This window comes from Franconibacter sp. IITDAS19 (genome assembly GCF_023079515.1).
GTDB classification, from domain to species: Bacteria; Pseudomonadota; Gammaproteobacteria; order Enterobacterales; family Enterobacteriaceae; genus Franconibacter; species Franconibacter pulveris.
Window position 1 is genome coordinate 179,213 of record NZ_JALJCP010000008.1, and the last position, 16,108, is coordinate 195,320.

A 16,108-nucleotide genomic window follows, 5' to 3' on the forward strand; every position below is an offset into this window, starting at 1 on the left:
TTAATTAATAAGTTTTAGTAGATATTTGCCGTAATGGTTTTTCTTAAGCATTTGCCCGCGCTCGCGAAGTTCGTCTACTGTTAACCATCCATTACGCCAGGCTATTTCTTCGGGACAGGCCACCATCATGCCTTGTCGCTTCTGAACTGTCTCAACAAAACTGCCAGCCTCAATTAAGCTGTCATGCGTGCCGGTGTCCAACCAGGCGAAGCCACGGCCAAGTTGCTCAACATGAAGTTTATTTCTTTTCAGGTACTCTTCATTTACGGTTGTAATTTCTAATTCGCCGCGTGCAGAAGGTTTTACATTTTTAGCAATTTCAATTACGTTGTTATCGTAAAAATATAAACCAGTCACCGCCCAGTTTGATTTGGGCGCTTTCGGTTTTTCCTCGATAGAAATTGCTTTATTGTTTTCATCGAATTCAACTACGCCGAAACGTTCAGGATCCATAACCTGATAGCCGAATACGGTAGCCCCATCATTACGCTCAACCACGCTTTTGAGTTTAGGGCTAAAACCTTGGCCGAAGAAAATATTATCGCCCAACACTAAGCAAACAGGGTCTTTGCCAATAAATGCTTCTCCAATGATAAAAGCCTGAGCAAGACCGTCCGGTTTTTCTTGTATTTCGTAGGATAATTTTATACCGAACTGACTTCCATCGGACAGGAGCCGTTTAAAGCTATCTTGATCTTCTGGAGTCGTAATAATAAGTATATCCTGTATCCCTGCCAACATTAATACTGACAGTGGATAGTAGATCATAGGCTTATCATAAATAGGGAGGAGCTGTTTTGAGACGCCCATAGTTACGGGATATAAACGAGTTCCTGAACCACCCGCCAGTATTATACCTTTCATATTATTCTAATCCTAAACGTTCGCGCTGATAGCTGCCATCCTGCACCCTTTGGCACCACTCTTGATTTTTTAAATACCATACAATCGTTTTTTTAATACCAGTCGCAAACGTCTCTTGTGGTGTCCAGCCAAGCTCGCGATTAATTTTATCGGCATCAATTGCATAACGTCGGTCGTGACCAGGACGGTCCGCTACATAGATAATCTGCTCACGATATGGCTTTGCCTTAGGCACCATTTCATCCAATAGGTCACAGATAGTCTGTACCACATCGATGTTTTTCTTCTCATTATGGCCACCGATATTATAAGTCTCGCCAACCTTGCCTTTAGTTACTACGGTATAGAGTGCGCGTGCATGGTCTTCGACATATAACCAATCGCGAATTTGATCGCCCTTCCCGTAAATGGGCAGCGGTTTGCCCTCCAGGGCGTTAAGAATGACCAACGGAATCAACTTTTCTGGGAAATGGTATGGACCATAGTTATTTGAGCAATTAGTCACAATTGTCGGTAAGCCATAAGTGCGTAACCACGCGCGGACCAGATGGTCGCTTGAAGCCTTAGAAGCGGAATAAGGGCTACTAGGCGCGTAAGCCGTCTCTTCTGTAAAAAGCGGCAAAACCTTATTTTGATGCCACTCATCCGGGTGCGGCAAATCACCATAGACTTCATCTGTGGAAATATGGTGGAAACGAAAAGCTGCTTTACGCGTTGCGTCTAACTGCGTCCAATAAGTACGTGCAACTTCAAGTAGGGTATACGTACCTACGATATTCGTTTCGATAAAAGCAGCTGGACCTGTAATGGAACGATCAACATGGCTTTCCGCTGCAAGGTGCATGACCGCATCAGGTTGGTGCTCAACAAAGATTTTTTCAAGCGTTAAACGGTCGCAAATATCGGCTTGTACAAAGCTATAACGACGATGACCGGCAATCTCAGCAAGCGACTCGAGGTTTCCTGCATAGGTCAACTTGTCAACATTAATCACTTCATCCGGAGTATTATTAATAATATGGCGAACCACAGCTGAGCCAATAAAGCCAGCCCCACCGGTAACAAGTATTTTCACGTGAAATAGTCTCGCTGATTAAATAAATTTAACTTTCATTTTTAGCTCTGTAGAAATATTCCTTGCTCTACTTTTACACATGACTGTTTTCGAGGAATATTTCAACAATGCTACCGCCCCTGGCTCTACAGCTACCAGTGCACTGAGGGTTGGCTTGGGTTTTGCCGTCACGAATTCCCATCAAAAAAACCGTTTTACTGCATAATTAGCGCTAAATGGATGCTAATTTTGCGCGCTTCGGACAGTAGAAACAAGAAGAATGTTGGTTCTACAAAGCCCCTGTCCACTTTTAATCCTTTGTTTTAAAAGCTTTAATAAAAAAACGGCAACGAGTATTGAGTCTCAGACCCGAACGCTCAGATTGCCGTTTCTCACTTTAACTTCCTCGCCAGCCTCAATGCTGGCAATTGCCATTACGCCAGCAGCTTCTTGATGCTGTCGCGAAACTTCTGACCTTCTTTCAGGTTACGAAGGCCATAGTTTACAAACGCCTGCATGTAGCCCATTTTCTTGCCGCAGTCGTAGCTTTCACCCGTCATCAGCATCGCTTCTACAGGCTGCTTCTCATTGAGGCGCGCAATGGCGTCGGTCAACTGGATACGGCCCCAGGCGCCCGGTTCGGTTTTCGCCAGCTCTTCCCAGATATCCGCCGAGAGGACATAACGGCCAACGGCCATCAGATCGGAGTTCAGCGTCTGCGGTTGATCCGGTTTTTCAATGAAGTCAACGATACGGCTTACTTTACCTTCGCTGTCCAGCGCTTCCTGAGTAGTGATGACAGAGTACTCGGAAAGATCGCCCGACATCCGTTTCGCCAGTACCTGGCTGCGGCTGGTTTCATTGAAACGCGCCACCATAGCGGCCAGGTTATAGCGCAGCGGGTCGGCGGTGGCATCGTCAAGAATGATATCGGGCAGCACAACCACAAATGGGTTATCGCCAACGACCGGGCGAGCGCAGAGAATGGAATGGCCAAGGCCAAGCGGCTGCGCCTGACGTACGTTCATAATGGTCACGCCCGGCGGGCAGATAGACTGAACTTCCGCCAGCAACTGACGCTTAACGCGCTGTTCAAGCAGCGCCTCAAGCTCATAAGAGGTGTCGAAGTGGTTTTCCACTGCGTTTTTTGAAGAATGGGTCACCAGTACGATTTCTTTGATGCCTGCAGCCACAATCTCATCGACAATGTACTGAATCATTGGCTTATCGACGATTGGCAGCATTTCTTTCGGAATGGCCTTCGTGGCAGGCAGCATGTGCATACCCAAACCCGCTACCGGAATTACCGCTTTCAAATTAACCATTTACTCTGTCACCTCAAAATTGGGTTGATGAATTATAGACTGTTGGAATCTCAAAGCCAGCATGAATTGTCAAAAGTTGACGCTTAACCGAGGTGTAACTAATTTCCCTTTACATAAAATATGACGCTTTGATTAGGTGAGGACTCAGAATCCTCGCAAAGTTGATAAAGGCTCACTTCTGGGCTACCGCCAGCTTAAAATTCAACCTTTGCGCGCTAACATGCTGCTGATCCACCCGATCTATATCTACCGACTGCCGGCCTCTTTCATCGATTGCGTGAATATCAGCCAGCGAAAGCAGCGTATCTTCCTTCGCCATAAAGCGCCCCCGCACATCCTTGCGCAAATCAAAGTGCATTTTTAGCGCCGGGCCAACGGCGGAATCCTGCATGACGCTGACATTTCTGAGGAAAAGATGTTGCGGCTTGTTATGGAGCTCAAGCGTAGCGCGCTTCATCGTCAGGTTGGTGATAGCGACGAACGATGTCGCGTTGCCAGACGAGATTTGAATGCCCCGGCTCTTATAAGGCATGTGGGTATTATCGAGGTGGATATCGTTGAGCTTGAAGTTTTGCGGGATGGAAAGGTAGTTACCCTTAACGACGCCATAACCAATCAACATGCCTGCGCTGTTGGTCATATTTACTTGATCGATAATAAAGTTATCGCAGCCATAAATCGCCACCGTGGCGTTATCGATACCCGCTTTTTTACTGAAGGTGTGATTAATATTCTTCGCTTTGATATTGCGAATCACAAAATGTTTGCCGTTTTCCACATGCACCAGCTGGCGACAATTACTGCCGGTGATATTTGCCACAACGAAGTTTTTCACCGCCTGGCTTTCAGGGTAGTCGTTATCATAGGTGCTGCCGGCAAGCCCAATACCGATCCCCCAGTTGATTTTGCCGTTGGTGCAGTCGATATGGTCAATCACATGGTCTGAGATAAGGATATCGCTGTCGTTGATAGCCACGTTCCATTCAATGGCGTCGCCCTGTAAGTGCGTAAAGCGGCCATTGGTAATGCGCACGCCCTCCATTTTGTCGCGGAACCCCTGGCGGAGGATGCCGTAATTGGCATCGTGCACAGTGATGTTATCAATCAGGAGGTTACGCATCGTAGCCGGCTCCTTCTGGCCGATATAAATCTGCGCTACCGGGCCGAAACCGCTTAAGTCTATCCCCTTGATAACACAATCGGAACCGCGGACATCCAGCGTAATATTGTGCAGGCGGCCGCCCTGCTCTCCCACAACCTGACAGCCATCCTGCAACACGAAACGTCCTTTCCCGTTGCCCTTGATGCCGCCGCGCACCAGCAACGTTTTTCCCGCCGGAATAAAGACGGCGCTGTTGAAATTATCGCACACCATATCAGCAGGCACTTCTACCGTCTGCGCCTCGGCGAAAGCCTGTTTAAACGCGGCAGGCATGTCGTTGCGGTTGTACCGGGCAATACTGACGCTGTCGGCGCGGCTTTGCGCGCGAGCGGCGAAGGGGAAGAGCGGAAGAAGCGCCAGCGCGGAGCTGGCTTGCAGAAGGGAGCGGCGGGAAAGAAGGAGTGAAGTTTTTATCTCTTTACGCATGATACCTCAGGCTCTATAGCGCTTGCAGCAGACCGGCAAGCTCACGATAAATGACCTGCTGATTGAAGTCGGTTTCCACTTTGCGGCGGGCGAGGCTTAGCATCGGACGAAGCTCCGCTTCCTGCAGGCTTGCGAAAGCCTGCAGGCGCTCAGCCAGCGCCGCAGCGTCATTCTCCGGCACCAGCCAGCCCGATTTGCCCGCGTCGATAAGTTCCGGGATGCCGCTGTGCAGGGTTGAAACGACGGGAATACCGACCGCCATCGCCTCCATCAACGCCACCGGGATACCTTCCATATCGCCATCAGCGCCAGTGACGGAAGGCAGCAGGAAGAGATCGGCCTGATCGAGCATCGCTTTCACCTCATGGCTTGGCTTAAAGCCCGGCATGAAAACGCGATCCTGCAAATCATGTTGTTGGATAAGCGCGCGCAGGCGCTGCTCCCAGGGACCGATACCCAGAATGTTGTAACGAAAGTTCACGCCGCGCGCTTTTAACAGGCGGCAAGCGTCAATCGCCACATGCAGCCCTTTTTTCTCGGTAAGCCGGGCGACAGAGATAATCTCCAGCGGCGAACCGGGCACTTTAAGCGGACGCAGGGAGAATTTCTCCATGTCGACACCCATACGCGACACCGCAATTTTCTCGTCCGGACAGCCCATCGCCTTCAGCCGGCTGGCCCACAGCTCGCTGATGGGCAACATCAGGTCGCCACGGCGAAAAAGCTGTTGATATTCGGGCGTGTAGTGCGCGAGCGCGTCGCGGTGCGAAATATCGATGCCATGGAAGACGGTAGCGATTTTGCCCTGCAAAATCCCCAGCTCGCGCAGCTTCGCGGCGGTAACGCCTGCCGGGCCGAAATGGGCGATAAACACATCGGCCACGAGCGGCTCTTTTACCCGTCCACAAATGGCGGAGAGGATCAGGTTACGCGCTTCATCGCCGTAGCGTTTTTTATCCAACGCTTTCCAGGTGCGGGGGCGCAGTGCCCCCTTTAAGGTGTTGCCCGCCCGCGAGCGCAGCTTCGCCAGCTTGCCTTCGGGCTCATCCAGCAGCCAGGTGGTTTTTTGCGCAAGGCCGTACTGGGTGTAGGCCGCGTGCGTATTCTGCATGTCCCCTTTTTGCAGAGCCACAATCTCCACCTCATACCCCATGTCGATAAACGCGACAATCTGGTTGAGTACGAACGTTTCCGACGCCACCGGGAATTTTAGCAGGAAGAAACCAACCTTCATTTCCCCTCCCGCGCGCGTTGCAGCACAGCCTCCACCATGCGCAGGCCATTTTCGCGCTCAGCCTGCACCGCCGTCTCCAGGCGTTGGTTAATCTCCGGCAGCTTCTCTAGCGTTTCGCTCACCTTCTGCTGGAGAGAGCCATCAAGCAGGTTGCGAATTTCCACCGCCATTTCCGGCATGCCGAGCTGCTTCATGATGCCCGCAGACTTGTGTTCATAGTTGATGGCGATGGCTGGCGTGCCGAAGTTCATAGAGATAATGGCGGAGTGCAGACGGGTGCCAACAGTGAGCTGGCAGGCGCCGAGCAGCTTGCCCATTTCCAGGTCGTTAAGTTCATCCATCACGACATGATAGTGTTCCGGCTGCTCAATCAGGGATTGCAGCTTAAGCGCCACCATGCGGTCATCTTTGTTATAGCTGTCGATGCCGGTACAGGTGGAGAGCGCCAGCACCTGATAACCGTCGGCGATAAGCTGATTGACCATAATGGCGAAAGCTTTTTCATAAGCCTGCTGCGTAGTGCCAAGGCGTTTGTCGAACGGCGCGAGGTCACGCAGGGTAATCGCCACGGTTTTGCGCTGGCGAATCACGTTCAGCCAGTGGTCAACGGCGTATTCCAGCGTTATATCGTTAGCCTCGCGGTCCACCAGCCAGGCGGTATCCACGCCCTGCTCTACCTTCTCCGTATTAATACCGGACTTTTCCATCAGATCGCGGCTTACCGTTTCGCGCAGCACCAGCGCATCGGCATGGCTAAACACATGGTTAGCCACTTCGTTAAACTGCGGGTCGTTGAACGGCCCAACGCTGTGGCCAATCATGTAGATAGGCTTCTTCGCCATAAAGCTGCACAGCGCATGTTCAAACTGGGAAACGCCATACAGGTCGACAAAAAACGAGCCGCCCACCTGAATAATGGCGTCATACTGCTCAAGCGTATTAACGAAATCCGTAAACGCTTTCGGTACCGAGACCTTACTGAGCTTGCCGCGCTCGGTCACTTTCGCCAGCAACACTTTATGTTGATACTTGCGACGCAGCACTTTTTTCATGCGGCCCATCACGCCCGCCGCGTTATTCGCCTTTTTCATGTGTTCATAGAGGCCATCTTTTATTACCGGGCGGCCTAACAGGCTTGCGGAGCTTACCGGGTAGCGGCTCATCACATCGATTTTTACGCTTTTATCCAGCGAATGGATGGCGTCAATCAGGCCGCGGAGAATGGCGCTGTCGCCACGGTTACCGCAGGTATGGTTACCCAAAATTAAAATCTTCATTATGACCTCGTCATCTTAACAACAGCGCGTGTTTAAAATTCAGCTCACGCGCAATAAGGCTTTCAACTTGTCGCTACGGCACAGCTGTCGCTTAATCTCAAGCACCAGCGGTTCACGAGAAAAAAGCAAGGTCAGCGCAAATGCCGCGACGCCAGCAACCACCTGAAGAATTAGCAACGCCGCGAAAGGGAGTTGCCCCGGGAGGAAATACCCCAGCCCGCCGCTCACCAGAACGGTGGGCAAAGATAAGCGGAAAGGTAACCAGATGCTGTAAATGTAGTCGCGATAACTCGGTCCAAGTATCGGTTTAATAAGAACAAAATAGGTCAGTACGGTATTAATTATCTGCACCGACAAAAAGCCGATGGTCACGCCCAAAACGCCGCCCATATGACCGCCGACGATAATGGCGGGCACAAACAGCACCGTTTTAAACAGGTTGAATTTAAAGCTGATATCCATGCGCGCTTTCGCCATCAGCAGCGAGCCGATAGGGTTGCCGATGGCGCGCAGCAGCCCGACGATGCACAGCAGTTGCAGCACCGGCGTAATAAACAGCCAGCGCTCGCCGAACACCACCCGCACGAAAGAGTCGGCAACCACCAGCAGCCCCAGCAGCGCCGGGAAGTTAATAATCCCCACCATGGAGATGAGTTTGTAATAGTTCACGCGCAGTTTCTCGGTATCGTCCTGAATTTTGGCGAAAGCCGGGAACAGCACGCGGGTAATAATCGGGTTGAGCTTGGCAGGCGGGACTACCGCCAGGTTATAGGCAAGGTTAAAGCCCCCGGCCGCACCCGCGCCAAGAATTCGCGCCAGCACCAGCGTCGAGAGGTTGGTGTTGATGTAGTTCACTACGCTGTCGGCAGTGAGCCACGCGCCAAACTTGAGGTTAGAGGCAACAGAAGGGAGCGAGAAGTGCAGCCCCGGGCGGTAGATTTTACGTCCAGCAAAACCAAACAGCGCGGTGCGCACCACGGTATTGACCAGATAACCGATAATCGCTGTCATCGCCACCGGCCAGTAATGCGCGCTAATCACCGTGAAGGTAAAGCCCGACAGCACCGCCAGCGTCTCTATCATGCCTATCTTGTTAAATTCCAGCTCCTTTTGCATCAGGGCGCGGAATTGCTGACCGTGGGGGATGACCACAAAAGCAAAGGCCAGCGTTTTGATAAGCGGCGCGAGATCCGGGTTATGCAGCAGCGCGGCGATAACGCCGCTCAGCGAGAAAACCACCACGCACACCAGCACGCCAAGCCCGACGTTTAGCCAGTAGAGGGTTGTTAACTCAAGATGGCTAATCTCTTTACGCTGGATAATCGAGTTGGCGATACCGAAGTCGGAAAGCGTATCGGCAAGGGCGATTATCACAAGCGAAATGGTCAGCAACCCGAACTGGTGGTTATCCATCAGGCGGGCCAGCCACGTCATCTGCAACAAGCCGAGGGCGATGATGATGACGGTGGAAATAGCGGACCATTTGGCGCCGCTGATGGTTTTTTCTCTGAGGCTCATGACAAATCCTTAATATGCCGCTTTGTTCACAAAGCCTTTGAAGATAGTGAGAAAGACGATTTTGATATCAAGCCACAGGCTCCACTCGCGAATATACTCGAGGTCAAATTCGACACGTTTTTCCATCTTCTCCAGAGTATCCGTCTCGCCGCGCCAGCCGTTGATCTGCGCCCAGCCGGTGATGCCTGGCTTCACTTTATGACGCAGCATGTAACCTTCAATCAGCGCACGATACTGCTCGTTATGCGCGACCGCATGCGGGCGCGGGCCGACAATCGACATGCCGCCGGTGAGCACATTAATAAACTGCGGCAACTCATCAAGCGAAGTACGGCGCAGGAAACTGCCCACTTTGGTGACGCGCGGATCGTTCTGCGTCGCCTGCACTACGACCGCGTCGTTCTCCATCACCCGCATAGAGCGGAACTTCCAGACCTTAATCGGCTTGCCGTCCATCCCGTAGCGGGTCTGGCGGAAAATAATCGGGCCTGGCGAGCTCACTTTCACCGCCACCGCGATGCACAGCAGCACCGGCGAAATCAGCAGCAGGATTAAGGACGAGAGAATGATGTCCTCAATGCGCTTGAGTACGCGGTTAATGCCCGAAAGCGGCGTGTCAAACAGCGGTACCACCGGCACGCCGTTCACTTCATCAAGACGCGAGTGCAGGATATTGAAGGTGAATACATCCGGGATCATCATCACCGAGCAGGTGGTATCGGAGAGATCGCGCACCAGCTTTTTGATGCTCGCGGCGTCGTTCATCGACATCGCGATATAGACGTTATGAATTTTTCCCGCTTTCGCATCTTCCACCAGCTGTTCCGTGGTGCCTGCCCACTGCGACGGCACGCCGTCCGGCAGCGGGTCGTGATAAACGCCCATCACCTCAAAGCCCAGCCACGGCTCGTTGCGAAAGCTTTCCGCCAGCTCCTGGCCTACCGGCAACGGCCCGGCAATCGCCACCCGACGGGTGTTGTAGCCGTGGTTGCGCAGCCAGCCCGCGCCGATGCGAATACAGGAGCGGCATACCACCATGCCGACGCTGGAAAGCAGATACCAGGCGAGGTAAGTGCCGAAGCTGACGTTAAAATCATCGTTAAAGGCCAGCAGGCCAGCGCTGAAAACGAGCGCCAGCGTCCAGTTTTGCAATAGCAGCAACAGTTCGGTTGATATCTTCACGCCGCGCCAGGAGCGGTAGAAGTCGGTCATGCCGCCAATCATCTGAAATACCACAAGGGCTATCAGCGCCATCAGCAGATGCATATAGAAGAAAGGCAACCCACTGAGCCGGCACACCAGCCATAGCCCGGTGAACATGATGGTGATATCAGAGAACCGTTGCACCATGGAGATTAACGATGCATTCGTTTTAGCTCGTTCGCGCTTTTTTAGATTTGCCATCGTCGTACCTGTAGGGCGCCCAAAGGCGCTGTTAAGCGATCTCACCTTAATGCCCCTCCTCTTCTCCTCCCATGCACCGGGAGGAGGTTGTTCCTTTAGCCCCTTGCGGGACCGTGATTCTTTTATCCCTCGCTACAGAAGGCGCTCTCCCCTTTTGCTGCCGGGGCGAAGGTTCTACCGCCTGGTTACTGATTCAGCAGCGCCAGGATCTCCTGCGTTTTAGCCTGCATGAGTTCCGTGTCGCCGCGGGACTCCACGTTCAGGCGCACCACCGGTTCGGTGTTGGAGCTGCGCAGGTTGAAGCGCCAGCCGGTAAATTCCATGCTGATGCCGTCGGTGCGATCAATGCTGTCCGCCTGCGGGGCAAAATGCGTTTCCACACGCGCAATCGCCGCCGCCGGCTCCGCCAGTTTGCTGTTGATTTCACCGCTCGCCGGGAACGCCGCCATGCGATCGCGAACCAGTTCGCCGAGCGTCTGGCCTTTCAGGCACAGCAGTTCGGTGACCAGCAGCCACGGGATCATCCCGCTGTCGCAGTAGGCAAAATCGCGGAAGTAGTGATGCGCGCTCATCTCACCGCCGTAGATGGCGTCTTCATGGCGCATGCGCTCCTTGATAAAGGCGTGGCCGGTTTTCGACATCACCGGCGTGCCGCCAGCGGCCTTCACCACGTCCACGGTGTTCCAGGAAAGACGGGGGTCGTGAATGATTTTCGCGCCGGGGTGTTTTTCGAGGAAGGCTTCCGCCAGCAGGCCGACAATGTAGTAGCCCTCGATAAACTGCCCGGTTTCGTCGAACAGGAAGCAGCGGTCGAAGTCGCCGTCAAAGGCGATGCCCATGTCGGCGCCGTGTTCGATAACCGCGTTGCGGGTGTCGTCGCGGCATTCCGGCAGCAGCGGGTTGGGAATGCCGTTCGGGAAGTTGCCGTCCGGCGTGTTGTGCACCTTGATAAAGCTCACCGGCGCGTTCATCGCCTTCAGACGCGCTTCAATAGCGTCCACCACCGGGCCCGCCGCGCCGTTGCCAGAGTTAATGACCAGTTTCAGCGGCCTGAGGTTGTTCACGTCGATATAGGAGAACAGATGGTCGATATAGGCCTCGCGCAGGTCGATGCGTTTATAGCCGCCGCGCTTCGCCTCGTTTACCGGCGGGAAGTCGTTGGCCTCGGCGAGACGCTGCACGTCACGAAGCCCGGTGTCGCCGCTGATCGGGCGTGCGCCCTCGCGCACCAGCTTCATGCCGTTATAGTCCATCGGGTTGTGGCTGGCGGTCACTTCAATGCCGCCGTCCACGCCCAGATGGAACGTGGCGAAATAGATCTCCTCGGTGCCGGAAAGCCCGATATCCAGCACGTCGACGCCCGCATCCTGCAGCCCTTTCGCCAGCGCCAGCTTGAGCGCCTCGCTGGTCAGGCGCACGTCGCCGCCCAGCACAATGGTTTTCGGTTTCAGGAATTCGCCATAGGCGCGGCCGATGCGCCAGGCGATATCTTCGTTCAGCTCCTCGCCAAGACGGCCGCGAATGTCATAGGCTTTAAAACAGGTTAACTTTTCCATTTTTATCTCTTGGTTAATCTTTTTTCGGAAAATCCAAATCAGTAAGGCGTCTGCCTGCGGTTTTCACGTTGCGGACAGGCGGCAGCCGCGTGCACTCCCGGGCGCATGGTCCGCCACGCGCCCGGCGCGCAAGGGCGGTCAGCGCGCCTGCGGCGTGAAAAACAAAGCGGGATCAGACGCGGCCATAGCGGTCTGCGAACCGCACCACGTCGTCCTCTTCCAGGTAAGCGCCGGAGCGCACTTCAATCAGGTCGAGGGGAATTTTTCCCGGGTTTTCCAGGCAGTGGGTGGCGCCAAGCGGAATGTAAATCGACTCGTTCTCGCCAAGCAGCGTCACCTCGTCGTTGATGGTGACCTTCGCGGTGCCCGCCACCACAATCCAGTGTTCAGCGCGGTGATGATGCATTTGCAGCGAGAGGCCCTCGCCCGGCTTCACGGTGATGCGTTTCACCTGATAGCGGTCGCCCTCGTCGATGGAGTCATATTTGCCCCATGGACGGTAAACCTCGCGGTGGATATGGTGCTCACGGCGGCCGTCCTGCTTTATCTGCTCCACCACTTTTTTCACATCCTGCACGTGGTTGCGATCGGCTATCAGCACCGCGTCTTTGGTCTGCACCACCACCAGGTCTTTTACGCCCACCGTGGTCACCAGACCCGATTCGGCATAGACGTAGCTGTTCTCGGTGTTGTGGCTGATGACGTCGCCGTGATGAACGTTGCCCTCCGGCGTGCGGCTGGAGATCTCCCACAGCGACGACCAGGAGCCGACATCGCTCCAGCCGGCGTCCATCGGCACCACCACCGCGTCGGCGGTTTTTTCCATCACCGCATAGTCCACCGACTCTTCCGGGCAGGCCAGGAAGGCGGCCTCATCCACACGAATAAAGTCGAGATCCGGGTCAACGGCGCGCATCGCTTTTTCACACGCGTCCAGAATGTCCGGGCGGTACTTGTTAAGCTCTTCGAGATAACGCCCCGCGCGGAACAGGAACATGCCGCTGTTCCAGTAGTATTCGCCGGTATTAACGTAAGCGCGGGCGGTTTCCAGATTCGGTTTTTCCACAAACTGCGCCACGCTGAAGGCCACGGCGTCGACATTCTGCTCGGGGTTGACCACCTCGCCGCGGCGAATATAGCCATAGCCCGTTTCCGGCTGATCCGGCACGATGCCGAACGTCACCAGCTTGCCGCTCTCGGCGAACGGCATCGCCGCGCGCACCGCGTCGCGAAACGCCTCTTCGTTCTGAATGACGTGATCCGCCGCCAGCACCAGCATCAGCGGGTCGCTGTCCGGGCTGTTGCGCTTCGCCGCCAGCGCCGCCAGGGCGATGGCCGGCGCGGTGTTGCGCCCGGCGGGTTCAAGAATGATGTTTTCAGTCAGCTTGTTCAGCTCGCGCAGCTGTTCGGCGACGATAAAACGGTGCTGTTCGTTGCAGATAACCACCGGGCTTTCGCACTGCACGCCGTTTAAGCGAGCAATGGTCGCCTGCAGCATGGTCAGCTCCCCTTTCAGGCAGAGGAACTGTTTTGGGTAAAGCACGCGGGAGAGCGGCCACAGACGGCTGCCGGAGCCGCCTGCCATAATGACTGGGTAGAGTGTCGACTGACTCATGGCTTAACCCCGAATATCAGCAATAAATTGACTTAACACGTTCTCTTTTTCGAGCGTGCGTTCGGCATATTCACGTGCCACCGTGTTGAATTTGGGAAGCTCCAGACAGGCTTCGATGCCCTGCGCCAGGGCGGGTGTTGATTCCGGCTCCACGCAGACGGCGATGCCCGGGTAGTTCAGGCAAAGCTGGCCGAGCTCGGTTTCGTTTTCTGCGGTAATCACCGCATTGCCGCCCACCGCCAGAATGTTGGTGAGTTTGGAAGGCAGCACCGCGTCCGCCGCGCCGCGCTTTTGAATCACCAGATGGCAGTCGGCCATCTTTAGCAGCGCCGGCAGGGCGTCATAAGGCTGAAGCGGGAAGAAACGCACGTTAGAAAGGCCTCGCTCCGCCGCCATCTTTTCAAGGCGCACCTTGCCGCCGCCCTGACCTACTATCACAAATTCCCAGGGCTTATCTTTCAGGCGTTCCGCCGCTTCAATGGCGGTTTCCAGCCCCTGTTTCTCCCCGATGTTGCCGGAGTAAAGAATGATTTTTTTATCCGCTGGCAGGCCAAGCTGCTGGCGAAGCGTTGCGGCTTCTTCCTGCGTCACGTCGCGAAAACGGGATACTTCCGACCAGTTGGGGAAGAAAATCACGCGCTCTTGCGGCACGCCCTTCTCTCTGGCTTTATTCATCATTGAACGAGAGATGGTCGAGACGTTGTCCACGTTATGCAGGCCGCTGCGCTCAAAGCGGGTCGCCAGACGGGCGATTTTGCCGCCTTTTCCCTTGCCCGCCATGCCAAGGCCCAGCATGGCGTCCACTTCGTAATCCTGAATATGCAGCAGCGTTTTCGCGCCGGAGAGCTTCGCCAGCAGGCGCATGCCCGGCGTACAGAACAGCGTCGGCACCACGCCGATAATGCGGTCCGGCTTCCAGTTGCGCTGCGCCAGCAGCGGGAAGAACGAACTCACCGCAAAGCTGCCCAGGTGAATCAAACGCTTCAGCGTCGAAGGCTGCTTCGGCACATAAAGCGGGCAGCGCCAGACGGTGGCGGCGCCCTGCTCTTTGCGGTAGCGCCAGGCGGAGTAATTCTCCCCCACCTGCCACTGCGGGTAATAAGGGGGTGCGGTAATGACCCGCACCTCATGGCCCTGACGGGCCATCCATTCCACCATCTCGCCGGTGTACTTACCGATGCCGGTCAGCTCCGGCGAGTAGTTGATGCCGTAGACCAGGATCTTCATAGCCCCGGCACCTCCGCCTTGCGTTCGGGAAGGAAATAGGCGCGGCTGTTGTCATGCACCTCTTCGCTTACCGTAAGCTGTTCGGGCTTCATCCAGCGGTAGGCATTGTGCTGTTCGGTCGGCAGCGTTAACGCCGCCTCTTTCACCCGCAGGCGAAAGCCCAGCACGATGTAGTGCGTGGAGAAATCCTTCCCGGAGAAGTTGTCGTCGTAAAAATGTTGCCAGACGCCGTAAAACTCCCCTTCTTCCATGGCGAAACGCTTGCCGAGCTCGGCCTGCGTCAGGCGCTCAAAGGCGAGCGCGAGCGGTTCGTCCTTCTGCACGCGCCCGCCCGGCACAAACCAGTAGCCCTGCGCCGGTCGGTTGGTGCGTTTGCCCAGCAGGAACTCCCCGCGCTCGTTCTCCACGATCAAATCGATGGAGATGAGCGGCGTGGAACGCACCACGGTGGCAAAGTCTTCCTGGCTTAAAAACATCGCTTACCCCCGGAACCGGTGCTGGTTTTCAAGGAACCACTGGTAAGTGCTGGCGAGGCCCGCCTCCAGGGTTATCTCGTGATACCAGCCCAGGCTGTGCAAACGCGTCACGTCCAGCAGCTTGCGCGGCGTGCCGTCCGGTTTCGAGGCGTCGAACACCACGCGGCCCTTGTAGCCCACCACTTTGGCGATGGTTTGCGCCAGTTCGCGAATGGTGCAGTCCACGCCGGTGCCGACGTTGATGTGAGAAAGCATCGGCTCGGTATTTTCCAGCCACACCTCATGCGCCAGCTCCATCACGTGAATGCTGGCGGCCGCCATATCATCCACATGCAGGAATTCGCGCATCGGCGTGCCGCTGCCCCAGACCACCACGTCGGCCGCGTTCTCCTGCGTCGCCTCGTGGAAGCGTCTGAGCAGCGCCGGGATCACGTGCGAGTTGCTCGGGTGGAAGTTATCGTTCGGCCCGTAGAGGTTGGTCGGCATCACGGAGCGATAATCACGGCCATACTGGCGGTTGTAAGACTCGCACAGCTTGATGCCCGCTATCTTGGCGATAGCGTACGGCTCGTTGGTCGGCTCAAGCGTGCCCTGCAGCAGCTCGCTCTCTTTAATCGGCTGGTTCGCCATCTTCGGATAGATGCACGATGAACCGAGGAACAGCAGCTTATTCACGTCATGCTTATGCGCCGCGTGAATAATGTTGCTCTCAATCATCATGTTCTCGTAGATGAAATCCGCCGGGTAAGTGTTGTTAGCGACAATGCCGCCCACTTTCGCCGCCGCCAGGTAAACCTGATCGAGCTTCGCGTCGGCGAAGAAAGCATCCACCGCCGCGCCGTCCAGCAGGTTCAGCTCGTCGCGCCCCTTAAGAACCAGTTCAACGTCGTCGCGCTGCTCAAGCTGGCGGACGATGGCCGAGCCCACCATTCCACGGTGGCCGGCGACAAAAACACGTTGTTTCTTCATC

Annotated in this window: 13 protein-coding genes; all 13 read right to left on the reverse strand. The window is 55.1% G+C overall.

The features are described 5' to 3' along the window. Complete coding sequence (gene rfbA, locus MT962_RS18065; protein WP_038880095.1) at positions 1–864, reverse strand: glucose-1-phosphate thymidylyltransferase RfbA; 864 nt, start codon at positions 862–864, stop codon at positions 1–3. A gap of 1 nt (position 865) precedes the next feature. Then, a complete protein-coding gene (gene rfbB, locus MT962_RS18070) occupies positions 866–1,939 on the reverse strand; it encodes a dTDP-glucose 4,6-dehydratase (RefSeq protein ID WP_007869148.1) in 1,074 nt (357 codons plus the stop codon). A gap of 413 nt (positions 1,940–2,352) precedes the next feature. After that, positions 2,353–3,243, reverse strand: a complete 891-nt coding sequence (galF, locus tag MT962_RS18075) for a UTP--glucose-1-phosphate uridylyltransferase GalF (protein ID WP_007869151.1) — start codon at positions 3,241–3,243, stop codon at positions 2,353–2,355. A 172-nt stretch (positions 3,244–3,415) separates the two neighbouring features. Then, positions 3,416–4,831, reverse strand: a complete 1,416-nt coding sequence (gene wcaM / locus MT962_RS18080) for a colanic acid biosynthesis protein WcaM (protein WP_024555786.1) — start codon at positions 4,829–4,831, stop codon at positions 3,416–3,418. Between the two features lie 13 nt (positions 4,832–4,844). Beyond that, positions 4,845–6,065: a colanic acid biosynthesis glycosyltransferase WcaL gene (wcaL, locus tag MT962_RS18085; protein WP_024555785.1), complete on the reverse strand. Its 1,221-nt coding sequence runs from the start codon at positions 6,063–6,065 to the stop codon at positions 4,845–4,847. Continuing rightward, positions 6,062–7,342, reverse strand: coding sequence for a colanic acid biosynthesis pyruvyl transferase WcaK (gene wcaK / locus MT962_RS18090; RefSeq protein WP_247366167.1), 1,281 nt, complete (start codon positions 7,340–7,342; stop codon positions 6,062–6,064). The genes wcaL and wcaK overlap by 4 nt, the downstream gene beginning before the upstream one ends. Positions 7,343–7,381: 39 nt before the next feature. Continuing rightward, positions 7,382–8,860 carry an MOP flippase family protein gene (locus MT962_RS18095; RefSeq protein WP_024561396.1) on the reverse strand — a complete coding sequence of 493 codons (1,479 nt, stop codon included), beginning with the start codon at positions 8,858–8,860 and terminating at the stop codon, positions 7,382–7,384. Positions 8,861–8,869: 9 nt separating this feature from the next. Further along, positions 8,870–10,264, reverse strand: a complete 1,395-nt coding sequence (wcaJ, locus tag MT962_RS18100; RefSeq protein ID WP_024555782.1) for an undecaprenyl-phosphate glucose phosphotransferase — start codon at positions 10,262–10,264, stop codon at positions 8,870–8,872. Positions 10,265–10,449: 185 nt separating this feature from the next. Continuing rightward, on the reverse strand, positions 10,450–11,820 hold the full coding sequence (cpsG, locus tag MT962_RS18105; RefSeq protein ID WP_247366168.1) for a colanic acid biosynthesis phosphomannomutase CpsG: 1,371 nt from the start codon (positions 11,818–11,820) through the stop codon (positions 10,450–10,452). Between the two features lie 172 nt (positions 11,821–11,992). Next, positions 11,993–13,435, reverse strand: coding sequence for a mannose-1-phosphate guanyltransferase (cpsB, locus tag MT962_RS18110; protein ID WP_024555780.1), 1,443 nt, complete (start codon positions 13,433–13,435; stop codon positions 11,993–11,995). 3 nt (positions 13,436–13,438) lie between these two features. After that, positions 13,439–14,662 (reverse strand): colanic acid biosynthesis fucosyltransferase WcaI, encoded by a 1,224-nt coding sequence (wcaI, locus tag MT962_RS18115; RefSeq protein ID WP_247366169.1) that lies wholly within the window; start codon positions 14,660–14,662, stop codon positions 13,439–13,441. Beyond that, positions 14,659–15,138, reverse strand: coding sequence for a GDP-mannose mannosyl hydrolase (locus MT962_RS18120; protein WP_247366170.1), 480 nt, complete (start codon positions 15,136–15,138; stop codon positions 14,659–14,661). Before MT962_RS18120 ends, wcaI begins: the two co-directional genes overlap by 4 nt. 3 nt (positions 15,139–15,141) lie before the next feature. Further along, a complete protein-coding gene (locus MT962_RS18125; protein ID WP_024561255.1) occupies positions 15,142–16,107 on the reverse strand; it encodes a GDP-L-fucose synthase in 966 nt (321 codons plus the stop codon). Between the last annotated feature and the right edge of the window lies 1 nt (position 16,108).